The organism is Hominimerdicola alba, from assembly GCF_900112155.1.
GTDB lineage: Bacteria > Bacillota > Clostridia > Oscillospirales > Ruminococcaceae > Hominimerdicola > Hominimerdicola alba_D.
In genome coordinates, this window is sequence record NZ_FOKQ01000008.1 from 90,494 (window position 1) to 117,464 (window position 26,971).

Below are 26,971 nucleotides of genomic sequence, written 5' to 3' on the forward strand. Positions count from 1 at the left end.
AGCTATCTGAATGATTTGAGAGGTACGAGATGACCAAGGGAAATATCCACAAGCACATGACCGAAGAGGATAGTTTCGACAGAAAATACGCCTGCTGGTGCAATAATCACAACAAAGTCTGGTACAGGGAAAAAGTTTGCCAGCGCAGGAACTTCAGAAGAAAAATGAAGATACTGCTTTTGAAGGAAAGGACAGATAATGAACGTTTTTGATCGCTATGCACCATTTGTGCAGGATTTCATTTACCGCAATAACTGGGAAAGCCTCAGGGCGATACAGGCTGCTGCGGGGGATGTAATCTTTAATACAGATGATAATCTGCTGCTTACGGCATCTACTGCTTCGGGCAAGACAGAAGCCGCGTTTTTTCCTATACTCACGTTGTTTTCCGAGGATATGCCCAGTTCAGTGGGAGCTATTTATATCGGTCCCCTGAAAGCCCTGATAAACGACCAGTTTTCCCGCCTTAATGACCTTTGCGAGGACGCAGGAATACCTGTCTGGCACTGGCACGGCGATGTTGCGCAGTCCCACAAGGCGCGGATGATGAAGAACCCATCGGGTATACTGCAGATAACGCCCGAATCTCTGGAAGCTATGTTGATACGCCGTCATTCGGCGTTGGTAAAGCTTTTCGGTGACCTTAGATTTATCGTTATCGACGAGCTTCATTCCCTAATGCGGGGTGATAGGGGCGGGCAGACCCTCTGTCTTATTGAACGCCTTTGCAGACAGGCGGGTGTCAACCCACGCAGGATAGGACTTTCCGCCACTATAGGTGATCCAAAGGCAGCAGGTGAGTTTCTTTCCTACGGCACGGGCAGGCGCACGGCTGTCCCGAAGATAGAAGCAAAAGGCTCAAAATGGCGGCTTTCCATGGAGCATTTCTATATAAGCAACGTACAGGCAGCCGACGGAAAACCCGATCAAAAGGCTCTGCCTGTACTTGAAAATGCTACTGACAAAGCTCCCGAAAACGCCGACCCCGGCATGGGTTATGTGTTTGAACATACCCGCGGAAAGAAGTGCCTTGTTTTCGTAAATTCCCGTGAAGAATGCGAAGCAGTGACCACAACTCTCAGGTCATACTGCGAGGCAAAGCACGAGCGCGACCGTTTTCTTATCCATCACGGAAATCTTTCCACAAGCTACCGTGAGACTGCCGAAACTGCCATGAAAGACGATGACGTTCAGATGACAACTGTAACTACTGCTACCCTTGAACTTGGCATAGATATAGGCAGGCTTGAACGTGCTTTCCAGATAGATGCACCATTCACCGTATCCTCATTTTTACAGCGAATGGGACGCACAGGCAGGCGCGACCTTCCGCCAGAAATGTGGTTCGTTATACGCGAGGATATGCCCGAACCAAGGACGATGCTCCCATCTACAGTCCCTTGGAAACTATTGCAGGGCATAGCGCTGGTGCAGGTCTATCTCGAAGAGCGATGGGTTGAGCCTCCGCGGCTTGACCGACTGCCTTTCAGCCTGCTTTATCACCAGACCATGAGTACCCTGGCATCATGCGGTGAGCTTACCCCAGCCCAGCTTGCACAGCGGGTGCTTACGCTGAAATATTTCCACCGCATATCCCCCGAGGATTACAAGATACTTCTTCGCCACCTCATCGAAACCGATCATATCCAGCGTACCGATGAGGGCGGATTGATAGTTGGTCTGGCAGGGGAGCGGATAGTGAATAACTTCCGATTTTTTGCCGTATTTCAGGAGAACGAGGAGTACACTGTCAGGTGTGAATCACAGGAGCTTGGCACTCTTGTTATGCCTCCCCCTGTGGGTGAAAAGATCGCCATTGCAGGTCAGGTGTGGATCGTCACCGAGCTTGACCGCAAGCGTCATCTGGTCTTCTGCGAGCCTGTCAAAGGCAAAGTTCCTGCCTATTTCGGTGACTGTCCCGGTGACATCAACACAAAGATACTCGAGCGCATGAAGCAAGTCCTCTGTGAGGACAAGACCTATCCTTACCTTATGAAAAACGCCGCAGCACGTCTTTCACAGGCTAGATTTTCTGCAAGAAATTCAGGTATCGTCTGCGAGAATCTAATCAATCTCGGCGGAGATATGTGGGCACTTTTCCCATGGCTGGGAACCTACTCTTTCTTTGCGCTGGAGCGTTTTCTAAACGTAAGGTGCAGAGAAAAACTGCGTATGCGCGGGCTTGACAGTTGTCGTCCATATTTTATCCAATTCACCATGGCGGCTGACGAGTACACGTTTTTCAGCACCCTGCGTGAAGAAGCCGCGCGACCCATCGACCCCATGGAACTTGTCTATCCTAAGGAAGTTCCGCTGTTTGAGAAGTACGATGAATTTCTGCCTGCTGAACTGGTGCGCAGAGGATTTGCCTACGGCGTGCTGGATATCGACGGTATGCTGAATGCAGTGAACAGTTGGTGCGACAGATTTTTCGGCGACAGCAAAAATGAAATTAACAGCTTCGGCTGAAAAAAAGATAACACAAAAGGAGTAAAAAAATGAAAACAGCAATAGTCTATTATTCTCTCAACGGCAACACCGAACTTGCAGCTAATAAGATAGCTGAAAATATCGGTGCAGATCTTATCCCTGTCCACCCTGTAAAGGCGTACCCCGATAAGGGTTTTGCAAAATTGTTCTGGGGCGGAAAAAGCGTAGTTATGGGCGAAAAGCCAAAACTCCAGCCATATTCCTTCAACGCTGAAAAATACGATCTTATAATCTTCGGTTCGCCTGTCTGGGCTAACACGATCGCACCGCCCCTGCGTACATTTATCCAGGAAAATCTCACATCTCTCAAAGGCAAGACTTTTGCTTTTATCAGCTGTTTCACAGCGGCAGGCGGCGACAAGGCTCTCATAAAGCTGAAAGGTTATCTGGGTGTTGATACTGTGGCGGCTGAACTTTACCTTGTTGACCCCAAGGACAAGCCCGACCCCGCTAACGAACAGAAGATATCCGATTTCTGCGAAAAGCTGAAAAGCTTAGGCTGACAAGTACGATCATGACCTACAGAAAAGCCGTACATGAAGATATTGATGCTATATGCGAGGTCATCACCTCAGCCATAGCCGAGATGGAGTTGCACAGTATTTTCCAGTGGGACTCTGTCTATCCATCGCGAGAAGACTTTCTGTCCGATATTGAGAATAATACTCTCTTCGTCGGAACAGCAGATGGTGATATCGCAGTAGTTTATGCTGTAAGCAAGGATTATGACGAGCAGTATTCCAACGGAAACTGGCAATACCCCGACAGTGATTTTCGCGTGATACACCGTCTCTGCGTAGCACCGAAATATCAGAACAAAGGCATCGCGGGGCGCACTCTTGCCCACATAGAGGATGAGCTTCGCAGGAAAAGTATAGACACCATAAGACTTGATGTCTTCACCGAAAACCCCTTTGCTCTATCATTGTACCGTGCCCGCGGCTACACCGAAGTCGGCACAGCCCATTGGCGCAAAGGCAGCTTTTTGCTTATGGAAAAACATTTGTAAAACAAAAACGCACACGATTGTAACGTGTGCGTTTTTCATATTAATCATTTAAGGAATCCGTTGATTATCTGTTCCTCAGCCTCAGCTTCGGTAAGACCAAGTGTCATCAGCTTGATAAGCTGTTCGCCTGCTATCTTTCCGATGGCAGCCTCGTGAACAAGCGCCGCATCTATGCAGTTAGCTTCAAGTGATGGAACAGCAAGTATCCTACCGTTATCCATTATGATGGAATCACATTCGGTGTGACCTGTGCAGGCAGCGTTGCCGTTTACACAAAGGTCAAGCTTCTGATAGGAACTATCTCTTGCAACCGATCTCGATACCACATCAGCAGCTGAACCGTCACCGTTGAGAGATACCTGATAAGTGCTGAGAGCCTGCTGCTCGCCGTGGGTCATAAGTCTTTCACGGACATTCAGCTTTGCACCTGCTTTCAGCTCAGCGATAGTCTTTCTGTCAGTGGAATCAACGCCCTTGATCTGTACCATCTCCATGTCGACGGTGCTGTTTTCTTCCATATATACTTCAGTTACGGGGTTGAGAACTCTCTTGCCTGTACCATCGCCTGAACCGTAGTGCTTTTCAACGTATCTTACCTTTGAATTCTTGCCCACAAAGAATCTGTGAACACCGTCATGCTCGGAATCCTGAGTTCCGCAGTTGTCGATACCGCAGCCTGCTACTATCAGAACATCGCAGTCCTCGCCAACATAGAAATCATTGTAAACAGTCTCTTTCAGACCGCTCTCGCTGAGTACTACAGGTATGTGTACGCTCTCGTTCTTTGTGCCTGATTTTATTTTTATATCGATACCGCTGACATCTGTTTTGCCCACGATCTCAATATTAGCTGTTGAATTTCTTCCAACAGATTCACCGTTGGCGCGGAGATTGTAAGCGCCCTCGGGTATGTCGTGAAGTTCTGCGACTTCCTCTAAAAGCTGTTTCTGTACAGCGTCCATTTTCAGCATCTCCATCGCCTCCTTATTCTTCTATCTTAGGACAGATAGTCTGTGCATAATTGCTCTGCATTATCTCGGGCAGTACCTCTTCAGCAGAACCTCTTCTTACAAGCTTGCCGTCTGCAAGAACGATTATTTCGTCTGCTATCTTCAGAAGTCTTTCCTGATGTGATATTACAACAACAGTCCTGCTCTTGTCCGACTTACGCATATTTTCAAAGATCCTGATAAGATTATTGAAGCTCCACAGGTCAATACCTGCCTCGGGCTCATCAAATACAGCAAGCTTTACATCTCTTGCCATAACAGTAGCTATTTCGATCCTCTTGAGCTCGCCGCCCGAAAGAGAAGCGTTTACTTCACGCTTGATATAATCCTTAGCACAGAGACCAACCTCAGAAAGATAGGAACATGCATCTGATACCGAAAGATTCTTGCCCGCGGAGATACGCAGCAGGTCAAGAACAGTCAGACCCTTGAAACGTACAGGCTGCTGAAAAGCAAAGCCTATGCCAGCCTTTGCCCTGTCGGTTATGCTCATATCAGTGATATCGGTATCATTGAATACAAGTCTGCCGCCTGAGGGCTGAACTATGCCCGCGATTATCTTGGCAAGAGTAGATTTTCCTCCGCCGTTGGGGCCTGTTATAACAACGAATTTATTATCGGGGATCTCAAGATCTATCCCGCGAATGATGTCGGAAGTTTTTCCGCCGTCAACGGCGCTGAAAGAGATATTATTAAGCTTCAGCATTTTTATGTGTCCTTTCATCATTGATTTTCAATTTATGTTTCATAAAACTCACTTTGCTATTATATCACATTATTCTCCATTTTACAATAGATTTTTTATTAATGACCTGAATTTCACTATGTGTTAATTTATTAATATATTTTAGAGGTTTTTTTGTCATAATTTTTTATGAAATCCTCTGAAAACTCTTGAAATCATTTGCAAAATATGGTATAATGTTATATATTTATTGCGAATATCGGAAATTGTCAAACAATATCCGGACCATTATGATAATTTATGAAAGGGTGTGGTCTCAATGCTGACTGACATAGTAGAGGCTTTTCAGTATTTCATAAAGCGAATGTCTGAGCTCAAAAACCCTCTTGAGACTGAATCCATAGCTGATGCGATAAAGGATATATGCAGATTATCCAATGTAGGCTCAATGAAAGTTGATGTCTATTCAAGCGTCACACTGGTAGGTACTGATGATAAAAAGACCCATATCCTCTGCAACGGCGGCGAGACCGATGACGACTTCATCAGAATAAAGAAGATAACCGGCGGTTCAGGGGCGCTGATATATACGATCCACCATAAAAAAGGCACTGAGCCCTGGACTGACAGGGTACATAACAGACTAGATCTGATGGTATCCATACTGTATATGTTTACCAGCAGTTTCGTCGTAAATCAGGTGGCAAAGAAATATGCTTTCAATGATGAAGACGGTTACCATAACCTCAGGTATTTCGGTACACAGCTTATAAAGCTCGCCGCTGAGAACCAGCTGAAAGGTCTTGCTGCCGCTCAGTTCAACCTGAAACATTTTCAGGGTGTAAATCATCAGGTTGGAAGAGAAAACGGCGATGCTGTCATGCGCGGTTTCGTTGACGGGCTTGAAAAGATAAAGGATCATCCTTTACCTGTCTGCAGAATGGGCGGAGATAATTTCATCATGCTTATGTCTGCCAAAAAAGTGGATGATGTTATACGATATCTCAAAGGTACGATAATAACTTTCGGCGACGGTTTCAGCGAGCGTATCAATGTCAGTGCCACCGCAGGCATCTTCGTGTTTGATGATGATTTTGATCTTAGATCTCTCGATGATGTTATGGACAAGGTCATGCCCGCATCAAGTCTGGCAAAGACCGCAGGCCGTGACGATGTAATTTTCTACGATTCCGAGCTTATGAAGATCAGACAGCGGATAGCTTCAATACAGCATCTTCTGCCCGTCTCCATCGAAAAGGAAGAATTCAAGGTCTACTACCAGCCAAAGGTCTCCATAACCGACGGCACTATCGTAGGTGCGGAAGCACTTTGCCGCTGGGCAAGGGATGACGGACTTATACATCCGATTGAATTTATACCGATACTTGAACAGTCCATGGATATATGCAAGCTGGACTTCTATATGATCGAGCACGTATGCCGTGATATCAGGCGCTGGTTAGACGAGGGCAAAAACGTTGTGCGCATCTCCGTGAACCTTTCCCGCAAGCATATGCTGGATGTTGACCTTGTACAGCATCTGCTGGATATCGTAGATAAGTACGATGTCCCCCACGACCTTTTCGAGATAGAACTGACCGAGACCACTACAGACGTTGAGTTCAAAGACCTTAAACGAGTTGTAAGCGGTCTTCAGAAGCAGGGAATATCGACTTCCGTTGACGATTTCGGCATCGGATATTCGTCACTGAAACTCATTAAAGAGATACCCTGGAACGTGCTGAAGATCGACAAGAGTATAGTTCCTGCGGATGAAGATGACGAACACAGTCCCACAAGCGTCATGTTCAAGTACGTTGTTGCTATGGCGCGTGAGATGGGTCTGGCAATAATCGCTGAGGGCGTTGAGACCGTAAATCAGGTCGAAGTACTGAGAAAGAACGGCTGTGACATCGCCCAAGGCTTCTACTTCGATAAACCTCTCCCGGTGGAAGTATTTGAAAAACGACTTGAAACAGGCGTGATAATCAAATAAAGATATTTGCAGCATCTCTGAAAAGAGGTGCTGTTTTTTGCGTCCGAATGTTCTAAAAAAATCTTTGCAGGAACAGCAGGTCATTATCCGGGACAAACTGCCATATAATCAAACAAAGAAGGAGGACTTGCTATGGAGAATATCAAAAAATATTTTATACTGTTCGTGTGTCTGACCATGCTTTGTTTACTCGTGCCGAAAAATTCTGCCGCAGAGACTTTATCAGTTGATGATATGCTTGAAGCCATGCCTGCGGAGGAAATAATCGCCGTTGAATGTTCAACAGGTCAGGTGCTGATGGAGAAAAACTCAGCCAAAGTATGCGAGATATCTCACCTTACAAAACTGATGCTTGCATTACTTGCGGCTGAAAAGCTGGAAAACGATGAACTTTCCCTGATGGATACAGTAACAGTATCCGCAAAAGCTAACTCAATGCCTGCACCTCAGATATGGCTGGATAAAAATGAAAAAATAACCGTAGAGGAACTTATAAAAGCAATCACAATAAGCAATGCAAACGATGCTGCGGTCGCTTTGGCGGAGCATATTTTCGGCTCACTTGATGAAGCTGTAACTGAAATGAATTGTAAAGCAAAATCACTTGATATGATTTCAACGACCTATGCAGATGTATGCGGATTAGATGATAAAACTCTCTCAAATGCCGCTGATACAGCAATTTTGGCATCCGAACTTGTCAAGCATGATATACTTACATCATATTTTACATCATGGATAGACCACGTCCGTGACGGGAAAGCAGAGCTTGTGAACCTCAACCGACTTGTCAGGACATATAAAGGTATAACAGGATTAAAAGCCTGTTCTTCATCTTCGGCAGGGGAATGTACTGTCGTCACCGCCAAACACGGAAAAATGGAGATAGCAGTGGTTGTTATTGGATGTACAGACCGTACTCTGTGCGATGATATTGCAAAGAAACTGCTGGATATGTGCTTCGATGTGTATTCGCTGTATACTCCCGAGATCACGGATGATATGCTTGAAAAGATACCGGTGCTGCTGGGAGAAAAAAGCAAAGTTTCCGTTGACTTCGGCGATGTTCCTGCTGTTGTCGTGCCAAAAGGTTCATCGGATAGCTTTGATATCAGCTTCGATAAAGATAAAGAGCTTTCAGCCCCCGTCAAGAAAGGGCAGGTGTGCGGAAAGCTCGAATGCAGATACGGCGATCAGGTCATATATTCTGCTGATCTGGTGGCTAAAAATGGTGTAAAGCAGAAAAACTTTGCATCTTGTATGAAAATATTGCTGAATTATCTTCTAAAAATTTAAAACATATTTTGTCTGAATTACACAAAAGTGACAAGTCTATCTGAAATGGCTTGCAAAGTCATAAAAAATATTGTATAATAAATTAAAGCAATTTATTTAGAAAGGCTGATTAGAATGTCACTTACATTAAGAACAAAATATCTTGAGGGTTTTGTTGCAGCTCATGAGTTCGATGCTATCGCTCCTGCTGTAACTGCTGCTCACAACACGCTGGCTGCCAAGAATGGTCCCGGCAATGATTTCCTGGGCTGGGTAGAACTGCCTACCGATTATGATAAGGAGGAGTTCGCAAGGATCAAGGCTGCTGCTGAAAAGATAAAGGATACTGCTGATGTGCTTATCGTTATCGGTATCGGTGGTTCTTATCTCGGCGCAAGAGCTGCTATCGAACTGCTCAAGTCGCCGTTCTACAACAATCTTAAGAAGGATACCCCCGACATCTACTTTGTCGGCAACAATATAAGCGCTACATACCTCAACGAAGTACTGAGCATCTGCGAGGGCAAGGATGTAGCTGTTAACGTTATTTCCAAGTCCGGTACTACTACCGAGCCTGCTCTTGCTTTCAGAGTATTCAAGAAGCTGCTGGAAGACAAGTATGGCAAGGACGGTGCTAAGGAGCGTATCTTCGCTACTACCGATAAGGCTAAGGGCACACTTAAGGAACTCTCCGATGAAATGGGTTACGAGACTTTCGTAGTTCCCGATGATGTTGGAGGAAGATTCTCCGTTCTGACCGCTGTTGGTCTGCTGCCCATCGCTGTTGCAGGCTGCGATATCGACGCTCTGATGAAGGGCGCACAGAACGCGCAGAAGAAGTACGCAAATGACGACGGCAACGACTGCTACAAGTACGCTGCTGCAAGAAATATCCTTTACAGAAAAGGCAAGAGCGTTGAGATGCTGGTTTCCTACGATCCCGCTTTCACACTGATGGGTGAGTGGTACAAGCAGCTCTTCGGCGAGAGCGAAGGCAAGGACGGCAAGGGCATATTCCCCTCTGCTGCTACTTTCTCCACCGATCTCCACTCTCTGGGTCAGTTCATTCAGGATGGTTCCAACCTCATGTTCGAGACCGTTGTGAACATCAAGACCCCCAAGCAGGACTTCTTCATTGAAGAGGATGCTGAGAACAGAGACGGTCTGAACTTCCTTTCTAACCAGAATATGTCCGTTGTTAACCAGAAGGCTTTTGAGGGTACTATCCTCGCTCACACTGAGGGCGGCGTTCCCAATCTGGTCATCGACGTTGACAAGATCGACGAAGAGAACCTCGGCGAGCTGATCTATTTCTTCGAGAAGGCTTGCGCAATCTCCGGTTATATGCTGGGTGTAAATCCCTTCAACCAGCCCGGCGTTGAGAGCTACAAGAAGAATATGTTCGCTTTGCTGGGCAAGCCCGGCTATGAGGATCAGAAGGCTGCACTTGAGGCAAAGCTGGGTTAATTTAAAGAAAAAGAAATTATGCGGCAACGCCGCTTAAAATAAATGCTTTTAAAGCAGAATGGAGAGTTATTATGATTAATTTGATTCCGGGAAAAAAGGGTACAGGCAAGACTAAGATACTTGTTGACTCCATTGTTAAGGCTGCAGAAAATGCAACAGGCAACGTTGTATGCATCGAGAGAGGCATGAAGCTCACTTACGATATCCCCCACAGTGTAAGACTTGTTGATGCTGAGGATTACGGCATCACCAGCTTTGAGACCTTCTATGGTTTCGTTGCAGGTCTGCTGGCTGGCAATCACGATATACAGGACATTTTTGTTGACGGTATTCTGAAGATCGGCGGCAGAAACTATGACGAGCTGGGTGAGCTTATTGAGAAGATCGCTGTTCTGGCAAAGGACATCAACATCGTGTTCACAGTATCTGCTGATGTTGAAGAACTGCCTGCACAGGTAAAGGCATTTATCAAGTAATTTGTTAAATTTTATTTGATTGCGCAAAAAAATCAAAAAAACTATTGACAAATCACTGACTTCGAGTTATAATGGAGTTTGTGATGTTTGAGGTGTACTATGAAAATACATCTGAAAGAGCTTTTCGATATCGTAGGTGAGGTCAAGGAGTTTGACTACCGGATATCTCCCGAAGAAGTCGGAGAGTATTCATCTTATGATTTTACAGCACCGATAGCAGTCAGGGGCATGGTAGAGAATCGTGCCGGCGTTGTAACGCTGAGCTTTAACGTAGTATTTACTTTGTCACAGGTCTGCGACAGATGTCTTAAAGAGTTTGAGCGTGAGTACAGCTACGATCTCAGTCATATACTTGTCAGACAGCTCCACAGCGGACGCGATGATTATGATGAGTATGTTGTCTGTGAGGATAATGTTCTCGAGCTTGATGAACTGGTCATTTCCGACCTGCTGCTACAGCTGCCCACTAAGATACTCTGTAAAGAGGATTGTAAAGGGTTATGCTTCAAATGCGGCAAGGATCTGAATGATGGCGATTGTGATTGCCCGAAAGATCCGTTTTGATCTGACGACTGGTGTTACTATTACCGAAGAGGAGGTGCCAAAATGGCAGTACCAAAGAGAAAAGTCTCCAAGGCTAGACGTGACAAAAGACGTTCAGCTGTTTGGAAGCTTGAAGCGCCTGCACTGAGCAGATGCTCCAACTGTGGCGAGCTGACTTCGCCTCACAGAGTGTGCAAGAACTGCGGTTATTACAAGGGCGTTGAGGTCATCAAGAAGGACGCATAAGCCTATTGGTACCTTACAGTCTTAAATAACAATGACTGAACAGGGCAGAGGAAATAAATTTTCCTCTGCCTTTTAGTTTGATGTTGATTTTTTCAGAAAGATATGCTATAATAAAATAGATATGCGTTTTGTTATAAAGGAAGGGGAGGATATTAATGGTTCTGCCTGTTGTTGCAGTGGTCGGAAGACCAAACGTGGGCAAATCCACGCTTTTCAATAAACTTATAGGTCAGCGGCTTTCCATAGTCGAGGACACCCCCGGTGTCACAAGAGACCGTATCTACGGCAAATGTGAGTGGCTGGGAAGAGAATTCATGCTGGTTGATACAGGCGGTATCGAGCCTGAATCCAATGATATCATTCTTTCTCAGATGAGAAGACAGTCCGAACTGGCTATTACCTCGGCTAATGTTATAATACTTGTTACCGATATCAAGAGCGGTGTGACTTCCACAGATATGGAAGTTGCTCAGATGCTTCTTAAATCGGGCAAGCCTGTTGTGCTTTGCGTTAATAAGGTTGATAACGTGGGTGAGCCTCCTATGGAGCTTTATGAGTTCTATAATCTGGGTCTTGGTGAGCCTTTCCCTGTATCATCGGTGCATGGTCACGGCACAGGCGATATGCTTGATGAAGTGCTGAAATATCTGCCTGATGTTACTGAAGAGGAAGACGATGAAGAGACCGTTAAGGTAGCAGTCATCGGTAAGCCTAATGTGGGCAAATCCTCGCTGATTAACCGTATCTGCGGTGAGGAGCGTGTTATCGTATCCGATATCGCAGGCACTACCCGCGATGCTACAGATACTGATATCGAAAATGAGTTCGGTAAATTCGTATTCATCGATACTGCGGGTATAAGACGTAAATCCAAGGTGCTGGAATCGGTTGAAAAGTATTCGGTACTAAGGGCTTATATGGCAGTTGACAGAGCCGATGTTGCTGTTATCGTAATTGATGCAACAGTTGGCTTTACCGAGCAGGACAGCAAGGTGGCAGGTTACGCTCACGAAAAGGGCAAGGCTTGCGTTGTGGCAGTAAACAAGTGGGATGCCCTAGAAAAAGACGGCAAGACCATGAACGAGTTCCGCAAAAAGCTTGAGGACGATTTCAGCTTCATGAGCTATGTGCCTTTCGTTTTTGTTTCCGCAAAGACAGGTCTGCGTATAGACAAGCTCTTTGAGATGATCCGCTACGTTAAGGAGAAGAACTCCATACGTATCGCAACAGGTAAGCTCAACGAAGTTCTTGCCTATGCGACTCAGCGTGTTCAGCCGCCCTCCGATAAGGGCAGACGTCTGAAGATCTACTACATGACACAGGTATCCACCAATCCGCCCTCATTTGTGTTCTTCGTTAACAGGGCAGAACTTTTCCATTTTTCCTATCAGCGTTACATTGAAAACCAGATCCGTGAGACTTTCTCTCTGGACGGCACGCCAATAGTTTTCAAGATAAGAGAACGTGACAGGGATGACGTTAAATGACCGACAGGAGCTATATTGACATATGAAAGATGTATTGGCTATATTATTTACAGTTGTATTCTCGTACCTGTTTGGCAGCCTGAATTCTGCCATAATCGTTTGCAGATTATGGAAAAAACAGGATATCCGCGATTACGGCAGCAAGAACGCAGGACTGACCAATGTTCTGCGTGTTTACGGCAAAGGTCCCGCACTGGCTACACTTCTCTGTGATCTTGCCAAGGGCGTTATCGCAGTAGTCGTATGCCGTCTGCTTGTGCATAAGGTCATGGGTGTTGAATTCTTTGGCGATCCCCATTTCATCGGATATCTGGCAGGTCTCTTTGTTATGCTGGGACACTGTTTTCCTGTATTCTACGGATTCCACGGCGGAAAGGGAGTTCTGCTGGCGGCAACTACTCTTCTCGCCATCGACCCCCTGACTTGTCTGTGCGCACTTGTGGTATTTGCGGCGCTGCTGGCTGCAACAAAGTATGTATCGGTAGGTTCCATATTTGCTTCTATTGCTTACCCCACTTTCACTTTCGTTTTGCAGAATTTTGTCTACAAGGATAATTACGCAGTTATACCCAACACCGTTATGGGCGTGCTGATATGCATTCTGATAATCTCTCTGCATCACGCCAATATCAGGAGACTTCTCAACGGCACCGAAAACAAATTCGGTCAGAAAAAGAAAGCGGATAGCTGAGCAAAAATTCTTTTTATCAACACAGGATTTTCACTGATATGGGATATAATGGCTTCAACATGATCCCAATGATCTATAATTTCAGAATATTTTCACAAACGGGAGGTATGAATAATGGCAAATATCACAATACTCGGTTCAGGCGGATTTGGTCTTTCTCTTGCAATAATGTGCGATAATGCGGGACATGACGTAACTGTATGGAGCAAATTTCAGGACGAGATAGACACTATAAACAGGACAGGCGAGCTTAAAAGCAAGCTTCCCGGAGTGCTTGTAAACAAGTCCATCAAGCTTACCACGGATATTTCTGCGGCAAAGGGGAAGGATATGGTCATTATCGGCATACCTTCTAACTTTGTAAGAAGCGTCTGCGAGGAGGCTGCGCCTTATATCGATAAGGAAACCATCATCGTGAACACTGCGAAGGGTCTTGAAGCCGGAAGCCTTAAAACCATGACACAGGTTGAGAAGGAATGTTTCCCCGAGAATACCATAGCTGTGCTTACAGGTCCTTCTCATGCTGAGGAAGTTGCACGGGGCATACCCACAACAGTCTGCACCGCCTGCGAGAATACCGAAGCGGCATACTTCATTCAGCAGACCCTTTCAAACAATACCTTCCGCGTTTATGTTAATGACGATGTTATGGGTTGTGAGATAGGCGGTTCGCTGAAAAACGTCATCGCGCTGGCTGCGGGTGTCTGCGATGGTCTCGGCATGGGCGACAACACCAAGGCTGCCCTCATGACCAGAGGTATCCGCGAGATAGCAAGGCTTGGTTTAGCACTTGGTGCTAAGACTGAAACTTTTGCAGGTCTCAGCGGTATAGGTGATCTTATCGTTACCTGCTGTTCAATGCACAGCCGTAACAGACGTGCAGGCATACTCATCGGTCAGGGCGTTGATCCTGCCGAAGCAGTAAGACAGGTAGGCACGGTGGAAGGCTACACCTGCACCAAGAACGCTTATGCTCTTGCCAAGAAAATGGGTATCGAGATGCCCATCACCGAAGAACTTGCAAAGGTGCTCTTTGAAGGCTCGCCCGTTGGAGACAGCATTAAGAAGCTCATGGGCAGACCTTCCAAAAACGAGACCGAGAGCCAGTTCCTTAACTGACGGAGGTGCATCATGCTTAAAAAGTATAGTATTAAAACCGATAAAGAGGGGCTTTACAATATAACAAGCTACGTCAGACAGACGCTGAACGAATCGGGTGTTGAAAGCGGTATCGCGGTGATCTTCTGTCCCCATACCACTGCGGCTATCACAATAAACGAGAATGCCGACCCCGATGTGCAGACAGATCTGCTGTTCGCACTGGATAAGACCTATCCCGACAGACCACAGTTCAGGCACATGGAAGGCAATTCTGCGGCACACCTCAAATCCAGCTGTGTTGGCGCTTCTGAGACTGTTATAATTGAAGACGGCACACTTCTGCTGGGTACATGGCAGGGAATATATTTCGCTGAATTTGACGGTCCCAGGACAAGAAGCTTTTATGTTAAGATCGTCAAGGGATAAAACTTGATATCTATTTGATAAATTGATGATACTTAACTGCGGAGAAACGCGAAATTTCTCCGCAGTTTTTTCTAAGAAATTTGTGAAAACCCTTTACAAGAGACGAAAAATATAGTATAATTTTATTGTGAGTAATTACGCACTTAGCGTAAATGTTTTTTAAGGAGTGTTATTTATGGGTGCTAAATATAAGCGTATCCTCCTCAAGCTGAGCGGCGAGGCTCTTGCGGGAGATAAGAAGATAGGTCTTGATTACGATATAATCAATTCCTTTGGCAAGAGCATAAAGAAAGTCGTTGATGCAGGCGTTGAGGTCGGCATAGTTGTCGGCGGAGGTAATTTCTGGAGAGGACGTTCCAGCGGTGCTATGGACAGAACCAGAGCAGACCATATCGGTATGCTTGCCACTGCTATGAATGCTCTCGCAGTTGCGGACGGTCTTGAGAACTGTGGCATGGAAGTCAGAGTTCAGACCGCTATTTCTATGCCTCAGGTAGCTGAACCCTATATCAGGAACAAAGCAATGCGTCACTTTGAAAAGGGCAGAGTTTGTATCTTCGGCTGCGGAACAGGTAACCCCTTCTTCTCTACCGATACAGCCGCTGCACTGAGAGCTGCCGAGATCGAGGCTGATATTTTCTTAAAGGCTACTATGGTAGACGGCGTTTATGATAAGGATCCCCATAAGTACAGCGATGCTGTCAAGTATGATTCACTGACATTCAGCGAAGTGCTGGAAAAGGGTCTTCAGGTAATGGATTCCACAGCCGCTGCACTTTGCAAGGATAATAACATTCCCGTACTGGTCTTCGATCTTGCAAGACCCGATAATATCTTTGATGCCGTTATGGGCGAAAATGTAGGCACACTGGTATCAGCTGAATAATATAAAGAAAGGAAGATATGTTATGCAGGAAATAAAAAATAAAGCTAAGGAAAAAATGGAGAAGTCGGTAAACGTTATGCTTTCCGATTTTGCTGCAATAAGAGCGGGCAGAGCTAATCCCGCAGTTCTCGATAAGGTTAAGGTTGACTACTATGGTTCTCCCACACCTGTAAACCAGATGGCTGCTGTATCTGTTGCTGAGGCAAGAATACTGGTCATCACTCCCTGGGATAAGAGCACTCTCAAATCCATCGAGAAGGCTATTCAGGCTTCCGATATCGGTATCAATCCCCAGAATGACGGTCAGACTATCAGACTTATATTCCCTCAGCTGACTGAGGACAGACGTAAGGAGATCGTTAAGGATGTCAAGAAGGGCGGAGAGGATACCAAGGTAGCTGTTCGTTCTATCAGACGTGACGCTATCGAAAAGATCAAGGCTAAGAAGAAGAATAACGAGATCACCGAGGATGAGCAGAAGGACGGCGAGGAAGCTATCCAGAAGATCACCGACAAGTTCATTAAGGAGATCGACGGCCACGTTGCTGAGAAGGAAAAAGAGATCCTCTCTATTTAAGGTGACGAATGGCTAGGAAAATAAGCTGTCTTGGTGATAATATCATACCTCCCGCACACGTTGGCGTTATCATGGACGGTAACGGCAGATGGGCGAAAAAGCGAGGTCTGCCAAGAAAATTCGGACACCGCGAAGGTGCGAAGAATTTCCGTTCCATAACCAAGCACGCAAAAGCGGTAGGTATTGATTATATCACATTCTATGCGTTCTCTACGGAGAACTGGAAGCGTCCCAAGGATGAAGTGGACGCGATAATGGATCTTTTTGAAAAATACCTTGATGAGGTCGAAGACTTCATCGAGGAGAATATCCGTATAAGGTTCATAGGTGACAGGTCGCAGCTGAAGCCATCGCTTCAGGCTAAAATGCGCCACACTGAGGAAACATCCAAGGATTTCGATGCCATGACTCTCGTGCTCGCCATAAATTACGGCGGCAGAGACGAGATCTGTCACAGCGTAAAGATCCTTGCTGAGCAGGTAAAGCGCGGCGAACTGGAACCTCAGGATATCACTGAGGATATGATCGAAAGGAACCTTTATACCGAGGAGATCCCCCCGCTTGACCTTGTAATAAGACCCAGCGGTGAGCAGAGGCTGTCCAATTTTATGATATGGCAGGCAGCCTATGCCGAATTTTACTATACAAATATTCTCTGGCCTGATTTTCGCGTAAATGATTTTGACAAGGCTATCCTTGATTTTTGCGAAAGAAACAGAAGATTCGGAGGAATTTAACTAATATGTCCACACGAATAATCTCTGCTGCGGTGGCGCTGGTTGCAGCCATCGTCCTCGTAGCTCTGCATTCAACGATTTTGATAAACCTTGCGGTCGGTGCGCTGTCTGTAATGGCTGTGTACGAAGTATTCAAGGCGGTAGGCTATGATAAATACAAGATTCAGAATATCGCCTGCATGGCTTTTGCAGGTATCGACGCTTTGGTTCCGTTTTTCATGTACAGGCTGAATACCCTTTATTTTTTCAGTTACAGGCTCTATCTTGGTATTTTTGTTCTGCTGATGTGCATACTGTATCTTAGGGATCATAAGACCCTCAAGTATACAGATTTCTTCGGAATGACAGGCATAACGGTACTGCTGAGCTATTCCTTCGGCACGCTGATAAAGCTGTCACAGGATAACAGTCTGGTTTCCCAGGTTGCAGCAGATGCAAGAGGAAAGGCACAGGTCTACCTGATAGTAATATCTCTTGCGGCGGCATGGCTGGCTGACAGCGGCGCGTATTTCGTCGGAACTTTCTTCAACAAGACCGGCAGAGAAGTACATCACCCGTGGCCTGAGATCAGCCCCAACAAGACACTTGAAGGTCTTGTTGGCGGTGTTGTTACCAACGGACTGATACTCGTTATCACAAGCCTGATCTTCGATCTTGCTAATCCTGCTTTCAAGGTACGCTATATCATGGTATTCCTTGCAGGAATGGCTGCTGCTCTTATCGGTCTGGTGGGCGACCTTACAGCTTCGATGATAAAGCGTCAGACAGGAATAAAGGACTACGGAAAGATAATGCCCGGTCACGGCGGTGTTATGGACAGGTTCGACAGCGCTTTGCTGGTGGTGCCGTTCATATGCTACCTCGCATCACAGGGACTGCTTATCGTAGGTACAAATATATAACGCTCAAGGGGCAGGTCTGAAAGGCTTACCCCTTTTGAACGTTTTTTACAGAGGTCTTTTTTATGAAAACTATCAGTATTTTAGGTTCGACAGGCTCCATAGGCACACAGGCATTAGAAGTTTGTGAAGAGCATAACATAAAGGTAAAAGCCCTGGCAGCGCATTCAAATGCAAAACTTCTGGCTGAACAGGTCATCAAATTCGGTGCTGAGTATGCCTGCATTTTTGATGAGAACAAGCTTGATGAGCTGAAAAGCTGTCTGGCAGGCAGGAAAGTAACTCTGCTGACAGGTATGGAAGGTCTGAAGACCATCGCTTCACTTGACGGTGTGGATATCATGCTGAATTCGGTTGTGGGCATGGTTGGACTTGTACCTACTCTCACGGCTATTGAGCATGGAACAGATATTGCTCTTGCCAACAAGGAAACTCTCGTTGCAGGCGGTAAGCTTGTCATAAACGCCGCCAAGGAGAAAGGCGTGAATATCTATCCCGTGGACAGCGAACATTCGGCTATATTCCAAGCAACTCAGGGAAACAGCATGAACCGTGTCAAGGGGATAATACTTACAGCCTCGGGCGGACCTTTTTTCGGCAAAACCATTGATGATCTTCGTGAAGTTTCAGTTGAACAGGCACTCAATCATCCAAACTGGTCAATGGGCAGCAAAATAACCATAGACTCCGCTACCCTTATGAACAAGGGTCTTGAATTCATCGAGGCTATGTGGCTTTTCGACCTCAGCCCCGAACAGATCGAGATAGTAGTTCACCGCGAGAGCGTTATACATTCCGCAGTGGAGTTTGAGGATAATTCCGTTATAGCACAGCTGGGTGTTCCCGATATGAAAATACCGATACAGTACGCCCTGCTTTATCCCAACAGAGTACACTGTGATGTAAAGCATCTCTCCTTGACTGATTACGGCAAGCTTACATTCTCAAAACCGGATTACGAAACTTTCAAATGCCTTACCGCCTGCATAAAGGCTGTAACGGCCGGCGGGATACTTCCTGCGGCAGTCAACGGTGCTAATGAACAAGCTGTTGCAGCTTTTCTGTCGGGCAAGATAAGCTTCCTCGGCATAGGCGAGCTGGTCGAAGAAGTGCTTATTAATACAAAAAATAAAGAGATAAACAATGTGGATGATATCCTTGAAGCTGACAGAGCTGCAAGGGAGTACGTGGCAAAAAGAATAGTAGAAAGGCGATTTTAATGAGTATAGTCATAGCAGTAATAATTTTCAGTATTATTATAACTATCCATGAATTTGGACACTTCATCGCTGCTAAAGCAAATGGCGTAAAGGTGAACGAATTCGCCATCGGCATGGGACCCGCCATTTTCAAAAAGAAGAAAGGCGAGACACTTTATGCCCTGAGGATATTCCCAATAGGCGGATACTGCGCCATGGAGGGCGAAAACACCGACAGTGCTGATGGCAGAGCTTTCTGCCAGAAAGCGGTATGGAGACGTATGATAATAGTTGTTGCAGGCGTTTTCATGAATATGATCCTTGGTCTGATACTGCTGATGGTTCAGACGGGAATGAGCGACGCTATTGTAACCACCACCGTTTCAAAGTTTGAAAAAGGCGCTGTCAGCCAGAAGACAGGACTTAAAGAGGACGACAAGATAATCGCTATAAACGGCATGAGGATCTTCACCTCCACCGATATGTCCTACAAATTCAGCACAGATGATGACGGCATATACGATATGGTGGTCGAAAGAAACGGCGAACGTGTCAGCCTGAAAGATGTTCAGCTTACCACCTCTGTGGATGAGGAAGGGAATATGAGTATCCACTACGATTTCTGGGTAAAGCCCCAGAAAGTCACCGCAGGTTCAGTGGTAACTCAGGCTTTCAAGCAGACAGCCACCGATGCAAGGCTGATATATAGCTCTATCGCCGATCTTGTCAGAGGTAAGTTTTCCCTGAAAGATATGAGCGGTCCTGTTGGTATCGTTGATTCCATCGGCGATGTGATCGAGAGCGAGCGTGATGAGGAAACAGGCAAGATCGACTGGAAGAGCCTGACAGATACTATTCTCTATCTTTCCTCTTTCATAACGATAAATGTGGGCGTGTTCAATATTCTACCTCTGCCCGCACTTGACGGTGGAAGATTCATCTTCCTGATAGTTGAAGCTATCCGCAGAAAGCCTGTTCCCCCCGAAAAAGAGGGTCTGGTGCATACCGTTGGTCTTGCGGCTCTGCTTCTTTTGATGGTAGTTATAACTGTGAGTGATATTACAAAGCTGGTGTGATATGAAAGATATCAACAAACTAAAAGGCGGTATCTACGGACTTCTTGTGGGCGACGCTCTGGGTGTGCCTTATGAATTTCATCCCGCGGCAGATATCCCGCCTACTGATATGATCGATATGCAGCCCCCTGCTGGATTTGCAAGAGCTCATATGGGTGTACCGCCTGCCACATGGTCTGATGACGGTGCGCAGGCTTTGTGTCTGCTTGACAGCCTTGTTGAGGTAGGTTGTTTCGACCTGAATTATTTCTCGGATAAAGTTCTCGCATGGTATGATAATGGTCTGTGGGCTGTTGATAACTATGTGTTTGATGTAGGAATACAGACGAGTATGGCACTCGATGCGTACAGAAGCGGCATGGCTCCCGATAAATGCGGTCTTATCCGACCTGATGGCAAGGGCAACGGCGCTCTTATGAGAGTTCTCCCCCTTGCGCTGTGGCACGAGGGCACCAACGAAGAACTTGTTGAGGATGCCCATGCCCAGTGCCTTATAACTCACGGCAATATCACGAACCTTGTGTGCTGCGGGCTGTATGTGCTTACAGCGCGATGTCTTCTTGATGGTCTGAGCTTCGATGACGCTCTTTCTTCTGCGGTGGCTGAACTTCGCCGCATTTATTCGGATAAGCCTGATTTTCTCGAAGAATTTGAATTCAGGCTTTGTCCCGATGAACCCGATATATGGCGTGGCAACGGCGGCGGATACGTTGTGGATTCGCTGAGAAGTGCCGTTATGATAATGAAAAGAGCATCAAGCTATGAGGACGCTGTCAAACAGGCGATAGCTCTCGGTGATGATACCGATACAACAGCCTGTATCACAGGCGGTCTTGCGGGGATAGTTTTCGGATATGATGGTATACCCGCAAAATGGCGCGAAGAACTCCGAAGCAGAGAGCAGGTCGATGAACTGCTTGCAAAATGGATAAAGTGAAAAAGGGGATCATGATATGAGAAACGTTACTCCCGTCAAGGTCGGCGGACTTACGCTTGACGGCAAGCATATTTATATACAATCCATGCTGAATGTGCCTTCCACCGATATCGAAGGTTCTGTGGCACAGGCGGTAAGCCTTGAAAAAGCGGGCTGTGAGATAGTCCGTGCGGCAATACCAAACATGGATGCTGTTGCCCTTATCCCCGCGATAAAGGAGAAAATAAGCATACCTCTGGTAGCTGATATACATTTCGATTACAAGCTTGCCCTTGCGGCGGCTGATGCGGGTATCGACAAGATACGCATAAATCCAGGCAATATCGGCGATATGGAAAAAGTCAGGGCGGTCGTGAAGAAATGCACCGAAAAGCATATCCCAATAAGGATAGGTGTTAACGGCGGCTCGCTTGAAAAAGACATTCTTGCGAAATACGGCTCTCCCTGCGCTGATGCTTTGGTCGAAAGCGCTATGGGTCATGTTAAGATACTTGAACAGTGTGATTTCGGAGATATCGTTATCTCGCTGAAATCCTCAAACGTAAATATAATGGTGGAAGCTTACAGAAAGCTTGCCGCACTTTGCTGTTATCCTCTGCATCTCGGAGTTACCGAGGCAGGCACTGAACGCATGGGCATAATCAAATCTTCCATAGGCATTGGCTCTCTCCTTGTGGACGGCATAGGCGAAACTATCAGGGTATCCCTGACGGATTCCCCCGAAAAGGAGATATATGCCGCTAAGGATATCCTCAAAGCCATCGGCAGAGGAAGCGGAGTTCAGATAGTTTCATGTCCCACCTGTGGAAGAACAAGGATAGACCTGATAGGTCTTGCCAAACAGGTGGAAGAGCTTACACGAAATGTGGAAAAGGATATTAAAGTCGCAGTTATGGGCTGCGTGGTCAACGGTATAGGCGAAGCTGGCGAAGCTGATATAGGCATCGCGGGCGGTGATGGCAAGGCTGTCATCTTTGCCCACGGAGAAAAGCTGTATACAGTTTCCGAGGACAAGGCTTTGCAGGCGTTGATGGATGAGATAGAGAAGTTATAAGATAGGACGGTTTTCAAATGGCTACACATACGATCGGTGAATATTTTGATGAATATACAGATTCCATATCCCAGGACATAGCCGAGGGCAAGATACTCAGGCTGGTGTTTTCCGAGGATATGAATGATCTGGAATGCGTGGCATCATTTGAAAATACTGTAACCTTTGATTCCACGATCCAGTTTGAACAGCGCATGAGAAATGCACTGAACTGTGGTTTTTCTCTGCGCCCCCGCTTTACTCCCGATAAGCTGAGCGCTGAATATTTCGGTGAACTTTGCAAGTTCATGAAGAGCCGTTTCCCTTTTGTGAACGGCTTTCTTGACGATGCGGAGTCTACTTTTGACGGTAAGGTCTTCACCGTTACCTTAAAGCACGGCGGATTTGAGCTGATGAAAAAAGCAGGTATCTACACTGTTTTTTCAAGGCTTGTTACCGAGCTATTCTCCACCTCAGCCGATATATCATTCGAAGGCGTTCTGACTAATGATATGGAGCAGTACGAGCAGGCGCAGAGGGAGTTCTTTGAGTCCATGCCCATGCCCGATATCAAGGCATATGAAGAAAAAGCGGTTGCCGCAAAGAACAACAACGGCGGTTCAGGTGATGCTGTCCCTGAGTTCAGAACTATCGATGTTGACTTTACAAGCCTCCATCTCCTTGGCGAAGGTGCTACCGTCCTCAAAGGCGGACCTATACAGTCTGAGAGCCGTGTTCACAGCATGGCAAGTCTGCCAAATGATGCGGCTTCACTGGAGCATTTCAACGATGTTGTCACAGTATGGGGCGATATTTTCCAGATTGAGACTAAAGAGACCAAAAACGGCAGCCTTATCGCTATGGTATATTTTACCGATTATTCCTCGTCCTGCATGATGAAGATGATAGGCTCGTCCAAAAGGGGCAAGTTCATAAAGCTTACGAAAGATACCCTTGAAGCTATGCTGGGCAAGATGAAAAAGGCTTCTACCATCATCGCCCGCGGCAGGATAGAAGAAGACGACTTCGACCATAACATCTATTTCATGGCTGATGATATTATGCTGGTGGGCAGAGAAAAGGAAAAGGACACCGCCGAGCAGAAGCGTGTCGAGCTCCACTGCCATACCAATATGTCCATGATGGACGCTCTTGCAGCGCCCGAAAAGCTTGTCGCTAAGGCGGCAGGCTGGGGTCACAGGGCTCTGGCTATAACTGACCATGGTGTTGTTCAGGGATTCCCCGCGGCGGGAACAAAATGCCTTGATATCCGCAAGGGCGGACAGGAATTCAAGATAATCTATGGCGTTGAGGCTTATGAAGTCAACAACGATGCTAAGGTATTTGCAGGTGTTGACAGACGTGAGCTCACCGAAGAGATAATCTGTTTCGACCTTGAAACTACAGGCACTAACCCCAAGGATGACAAGATAATCGAGATAGGTGCGGTAAAGGTGCGCGGTCTGGAAATAGTTGACAAGTTCGATATGCTTGTTGACCCCGAAATGCCCCTTACCGAGTTCATTTCAAACCTGACGAATATCACCGATGATATGCTGAAAGGTCAGGCTGATATAAGAACAGCAATTGAAGCATTCATTGCTTTCTGCGGAGATTCACCCTGCCTTGTGGCACACAATGCGCCATTCGATACAGGCTTTATCAGGAGCAACTGCGAAAAGCTAGGCATAGATTTCAAGTTTTCAAGCATCGATACCGTGCCCATGTCACAGCTGATGCTCCCTCAGCTTGAAAGACACAAGCTCAACTACGTGGCTGAACATTTTGGCTTCGGCGATTTTCAGCATCACCGCGGCTGTGACGATGCCGAGGTGCTTGGTCATATATTCATCGAGCTCAGCAAGATGCTGATAGCTCAGTATCCACTGGTTCTTATAACCGTTGATATGCTCAACGGCCTTTTGGGTGAACTTGACAGCGTCACAGAAACTAAGGACGTTTTCCACCAGATAATACTTGTAAGGAACAATATCGGTCTGAAAAACCTTTATAAGCTGATATCCGATTCCAACCTCAAATACTTCAAGCGCCGCCCCCGTATACCCAAAAGCGAGCTTACAAAACTCCGCGAGGGACTTATAGTCGGAAGTGCCTGCGAGAGGGGAGAGGTCATTCAGGCTTACCTTGAAAACAAGCCTTATGAATACATAAAGCAGATAGCAAGCTTTTACGACTATCTTGAAATACAGCCCGACGGAAACAATATGTTCATGCTGACGGCTGAAAAGCCCCCTTACGACAGGATTAGGACGGTCGAGGACGTTAAGGATATAAACCGTTTCATCGTCCGACTGGGTGAAGACCTTGGAATACCCGTGTGCGCTACCGGCGACGTTCATTTCCTAAATAAAGAGGATGCTAAGTTCAGAGCCATTATACAGGCTTCCATGGGCTTTTCCGACTGCGACAATCAGGCACCCCTGTATCTGAAATCTACGACACAGATGCTTGACGAACTTTCATATCTCGGCGAAGATAAGGCTTATGAAGTGGTTGTCACAAACACAAACAACGTGGCTGACATGATCGACCCCGACCTGAAAGCTTTCCCCAACGGCACATACACACCTTTCATCGAGGGCGCTGTGTATGAACTCCAGATTATCTGCTGGCGAAAAGCCTGCGAGCTTTACGGCGACTGCGACCCTATGTCCATAGAAGTCCCCGAGGGCGAGGATGTTGATGTTTCCGCTTATTTTGAGGAACACGTTCACCCGTTGGTCTTCAAGCGCCTTAAACGTGAGCTTGACTCCATCATAAAGCACGGATTCTCAGTGCTGTACATGATATCCCAGAAGCTGGTTGCTTATTCCAACGACTGCGGATATCAGGTTGGTTCCCGTGGTTCCGTTGGTTCCTCCTTCGTTGCTTCAATGTCGGGAATCTCCGAGGTTAATCCTCTTGAACCCCACTACATCTGCCGCAAGTGCCATTATTCCGAATTTTTTGAAAACGGTGAATACGGCTCAGGTTTCGACCTGCCACCAAAGGATTGCCCGAACTGCGGCATACCTATGCACCGTGACGGTCATAAGATACCATTTGAAACATTCCTTGGTTTCGACGGCGATAAAGCCCCTGATATCGACCTTAACTTCTCGGGCGACTGTCAGGGCAAGGTACATAAGTATACCGAAGAACTCTTCGGTCAGGATCATGTGTTCAAGGCGGGTACTATCGGTACGGTAGCGGACAAGACTGCCTATGGCTACGTGAAAAAGTATCTGGACGAACGCGGAAAGACCGCCAATAATGCCGAGATACAGCGTCTTGTAAACGGCTGTGTCGATGTAAAACGAACCACATCACAGCACCCCGGAGGAATGGTGGTTATCCCCGGAGATTACGAGGTATATGACTTCACCCCTGTTCAGCACCCCGCTGATAAGGTGGATTCTGACATGGTCACCACCCACTTCGATTTCCATTCGCTTCACGATACCATACTGAAGCTTGACGAACTCGGACACGATGTGCCTACCATGTATAAGTATCTTGAAGATTTCACCCATATGGATATCAACGACTGTCCCATGTCGGACCCCGCTGTATATTCACTTTTCACATCACCTGATTCTCTGGGTGTTACCGCTGAGGATATCAAGTGCGAAACAGGCACTCTGGGCATACCTGAGATGGGTACGCCTTTCGTTCGAGGAATGCTACTTGAATCCAAACCTAAAAACTTCTCCGATCTTTTGCAGATATCGGGACTTTCCCACGGTACGGACGTTTGGCTTGGCAACGCGCAGGAGCTCATCAAAAACGGCACCTGCGATATATCCAACGTTATCGGAACGAGAGATAGTATCATGGTTTATCTGCTGGAACATCACCTTGAACCGAAGCTTGCCTTCAAAATTATGGAGATCACCCGTAAGGGTAAAGCACCAAAGCTTCTGACAGAAGAGATGAAGCAGGACATGAGAGCCCATGACGTACCCGAGTGGTACATCGACAGCTGTCTGAAGATCAAGTATATGTTCCCGAAGGCTCACGCTGCGGCATACGTTACTGCTGCTATCAGACTTTGCTGGTTCAAGGTGCATGAACCTCTGGCATTCTATGCAACATACTTCACCGTCCGCGGTGAGGACTTTGATGCGGAGACCACACTCAAAGGCATATATATGGTGCGCGACAAGATCGACAGGCTCAGCAATATGTCAAAGGATGAACGCTCGGGCAAGGACAGCGGCGTGCTGGATATGCTTATGCTGACCAATGAGATGATGTCCCGCGGATACGAATTCTTGCCCATAGACATCAATAAATCCCATGCCTACATCTACCAGATAGAGGACGGCAAGATAAGACTTCCATTCGTTGCAATAAACGGCGTAGGTCTCAACGCGGCACTGGCTATCTACGAAAAGGCTAAGAAAAATGACTTTATTTCAATAGAGGAATTCCAGATGAACAGCGGTATTTCCAAGACTGTCATCGAAGCTCTTGAAAACATCGGCGCATTTGGCGATCTTCCCAAGTCCAGCCAGATATCGCTTTTCAATTTCTAAAGGTTACGGATCTGCTCTCTGCTATGCATAGGGCAGACTTGCCATATATTAAGGACGCATCGCCCCGCAAAAAAGTCGGAATTTGCGTTCATACATAATTTACAAATTAATTTCTTGCATATTTGCACAAATCGGTTGACAAATCTTTGTCAGTATGCTAAAATATATCATGTTGATAATATGATAC

25 protein-coding genes are annotated in these 26,971 nt (G+C 46.4%); 23 read left to right on the top strand and 2 right to left on the bottom strand.

Going from position 1 to position 26,971, the window contains the following annotated elements; translation table 11 throughout:
- Positions 1-29: 29 nt before the first annotated feature.
- From BM265_RS06405 to BM265_RS06420, 4 genes are read left to right on the top strand one after another with little or no spacing between them, the layout of a single operon-like run.
- Positions 30-212, top strand: coding sequence for a hypothetical protein (locus BM265_RS06405; protein WP_074960729.1), 183 nt, complete (start codon positions 30-32; stop codon positions 210-212).
- Positions 199-2,469, top strand: a complete 2,271-nt coding sequence (locus BM265_RS06410) for a DEAD/DEAH box helicase (protein ID WP_074960730.1) — start codon at positions 199-201, stop codon at positions 2,467-2,469. The genes BM265_RS06405 and BM265_RS06410 overlap by 14 nt, the downstream gene beginning before the upstream one ends.
- Before the next feature lie 29 nt (positions 2,470-2,498).
- Complete coding sequence (locus tag BM265_RS06415) at positions 2,499-2,993, top strand: flavodoxin family protein (protein ID WP_074960731.1); 495 nt, start codon at positions 2,499-2,501, stop codon at positions 2,991-2,993.
- Between the two features lie 11 nt (positions 2,994-3,004).
- The gene (locus BM265_RS06420; protein ID WP_074960732.1) at positions 3,005-3,499 is read left to right on the top strand and encodes a GNAT family N-acetyltransferase; all 495 of its coding nucleotides are present in this window, start codon (positions 3,005-3,007) and stop codon (positions 3,497-3,499) included.
- Between the two features lie 44 nt (positions 3,500-3,543).
- Here BM265_RS06420 and BM265_RS06425 read toward each other — a convergent pair whose 3' ends face one another.
- Both BM265_RS06425 and BM265_RS06430 read right to left on the bottom strand, forming a co-directional pair.
- Complete coding sequence (locus BM265_RS06425; RefSeq protein WP_074960733.1) at positions 3,544-4,470, bottom strand: SufB/SufD family protein; 927 nt, start codon at positions 4,468-4,470, stop codon at positions 3,544-3,546.
- 13 nt (positions 4,471-4,483) lie between these two features.
- Positions 4,484-5,215, bottom strand: a complete 732-nt coding sequence (locus BM265_RS06430; protein ID WP_074960734.1) for an ABC transporter ATP-binding protein — start codon at positions 5,213-5,215, stop codon at positions 4,484-4,486.
- Positions 5,216-5,513: 298 nt separating this feature from the next.
- On the opposite strand from BM265_RS06430, the gene BM265_RS06435 reads away from it, so the two are divergent.
- The 19 genes from BM265_RS06435 to BM265_RS06525 all read left to right on the top strand — a co-directional run bounded on the left by BM265_RS06435 (position 5,514) and on the right by BM265_RS06525 (position 26,784).
- Complete coding sequence (locus BM265_RS06435) at positions 5,514-7,190, top strand: EAL domain-containing protein (protein ID WP_074960735.1); 1,677 nt, start codon at positions 5,514-5,516, stop codon at positions 7,188-7,190.
- Between the two features lie 132 nt (positions 7,191-7,322).
- The gene (locus BM265_RS06440; protein WP_074960736.1) at positions 7,323-8,486 is read left to right on the top strand and encodes a D-alanyl-D-alanine carboxypeptidase family protein; all 1,164 of its coding nucleotides are present in this window, start codon (positions 7,323-7,325) and stop codon (positions 8,484-8,486) included.
- Between the two features lie 114 nt (positions 8,487-8,600).
- Positions 8,601-9,932, top strand: coding sequence for a glucose-6-phosphate isomerase (locus BM265_RS06445; protein ID WP_074960737.1), 1,332 nt, complete (start codon positions 8,601-8,603; stop codon positions 9,930-9,932).
- Positions 9,933-10,003: 71 nt separating this feature from the next.
- Positions 10,004-10,408, top strand: coding sequence for a hypothetical protein (locus tag BM265_RS06450; protein ID WP_024856395.1), 405 nt, complete (start codon positions 10,004-10,006; stop codon positions 10,406-10,408).
- Positions 10,409-10,507: 99 nt separating this feature from the next.
- Positions 10,508-10,972 carry a YceD family protein gene (locus BM265_RS06455; RefSeq protein WP_074960738.1) on the top strand — a complete coding sequence of 155 codons (465 nt, stop codon included), beginning with the start codon at positions 10,508-10,510 and terminating at the stop codon, positions 10,970-10,972.
- Positions 10,973-11,014: 42 nt separating this feature from the next.
- A complete protein-coding gene (rpmF, locus tag BM265_RS06460) occupies positions 11,015-11,197 on the top strand; it encodes a 50S ribosomal protein L32 (protein WP_024856397.1) in 183 nt (60 codons plus the stop codon).
- Positions 11,198-11,352: 155 nt separating this feature from the next.
- Positions 11,353-12,684 carry a ribosome biogenesis GTPase Der gene (der, locus tag BM265_RS06465; RefSeq protein ID WP_074833371.1) on the top strand — a complete coding sequence of 444 codons (1,332 nt, stop codon included), beginning with the start codon at positions 11,353-11,355 and terminating at the stop codon, positions 12,682-12,684.
- A gap of 22 nt (positions 12,685-12,706) precedes the next feature.
- A complete protein-coding gene (gene plsY / locus BM265_RS06470) occupies positions 12,707-13,375 on the top strand; it encodes a glycerol-3-phosphate 1-O-acyltransferase PlsY (RefSeq protein WP_074960739.1) in 669 nt (222 codons plus the stop codon).
- Positions 13,376-13,489: 114 nt separating this feature from the next.
- On the top strand, positions 13,490-14,494 hold the full coding sequence (locus tag BM265_RS06475; RefSeq protein ID WP_074960740.1) for an NAD(P)H-dependent glycerol-3-phosphate dehydrogenase: 1,005 nt from the start codon (positions 13,490-13,492) through the stop codon (positions 14,492-14,494).
- Between the two features lie 12 nt (positions 14,495-14,506).
- Positions 14,507-14,902: a secondary thiamine-phosphate synthase enzyme YjbQ gene (locus tag BM265_RS06480; protein ID WP_074960741.1), complete on the top strand. Its 396-nt coding sequence runs from the start codon at positions 14,507-14,509 to the stop codon at positions 14,900-14,902.
- Between the two features lie 175 nt (positions 14,903-15,077).
- Positions 15,078-15,788 carry a UMP kinase gene (gene pyrH / locus BM265_RS06485; protein ID WP_074833361.1) on the top strand — a complete coding sequence of 237 codons (711 nt, stop codon included), beginning with the start codon at positions 15,078-15,080 and terminating at the stop codon, positions 15,786-15,788.
- 22 nt (positions 15,789-15,810) lie between these two features.
- Positions 15,811-16,365, top strand: coding sequence for a ribosome recycling factor (gene frr / locus BM265_RS06490; RefSeq protein ID WP_013498773.1), 555 nt, complete (start codon positions 15,811-15,813; stop codon positions 16,363-16,365).
- A gap of 8 nt (positions 16,366-16,373) precedes the next feature.
- A complete protein-coding gene (locus BM265_RS06495; RefSeq protein WP_074960742.1) occupies positions 16,374-17,102 on the top strand; it encodes an isoprenyl transferase in 729 nt (242 codons plus the stop codon).
- Positions 17,103-17,107: 5 nt separating this feature from the next.
- Positions 17,108-18,004, top strand: a complete 897-nt coding sequence (locus tag BM265_RS06500; RefSeq protein ID WP_074960743.1) for a phosphatidate cytidylyltransferase — start codon at positions 17,108-17,110, stop codon at positions 18,002-18,004.
- A 62-nt stretch (positions 18,005-18,066) separates the two neighbouring features.
- Positions 18,067-19,221, top strand: coding sequence for a 1-deoxy-D-xylulose-5-phosphate reductoisomerase (dxr, locus tag BM265_RS06505; RefSeq protein WP_074960744.1), 1,155 nt, complete (start codon positions 18,067-18,069; stop codon positions 19,219-19,221).
- Entirely contained in the window at positions 19,221-20,276 is a 1,056-nt protein-coding gene (locus tag BM265_RS06510; RefSeq protein WP_074960745.1) for a M50 family metallopeptidase, read from the top strand. The genes dxr and BM265_RS06510 overlap by 1 nt, the downstream gene beginning before the upstream one ends.
- A 1-nt stretch (position 20,277) precedes the next feature.
- Positions 20,278-21,213 carry an ADP-ribosylglycohydrolase family protein gene (locus BM265_RS06515; protein WP_074960746.1) on the top strand — a complete coding sequence of 312 codons (936 nt, stop codon included), beginning with the start codon at positions 20,278-20,280 and terminating at the stop codon, positions 21,211-21,213.
- Positions 21,214-21,229: 16 nt separating this feature from the next.
- The gene (gene ispG / locus BM265_RS06520; protein ID WP_074960747.1) at positions 21,230-22,267 is read left to right on the top strand and encodes a flavodoxin-dependent (E)-4-hydroxy-3-methylbut-2-enyl-diphosphate synthase; all 1,038 of its coding nucleotides are present in this window, start codon (positions 21,230-21,232) and stop codon (positions 22,265-22,267) included.
- A gap of 17 nt (positions 22,268-22,284) precedes the next feature.
- Positions 22,285-26,784, top strand: coding sequence for a PolC-type DNA polymerase III (locus BM265_RS06525; RefSeq protein ID WP_074960748.1), 4,500 nt, complete (start codon positions 22,285-22,287; stop codon positions 26,782-26,784).
- Positions 26,785-26,971: the final 187 nt, after the last annotated feature.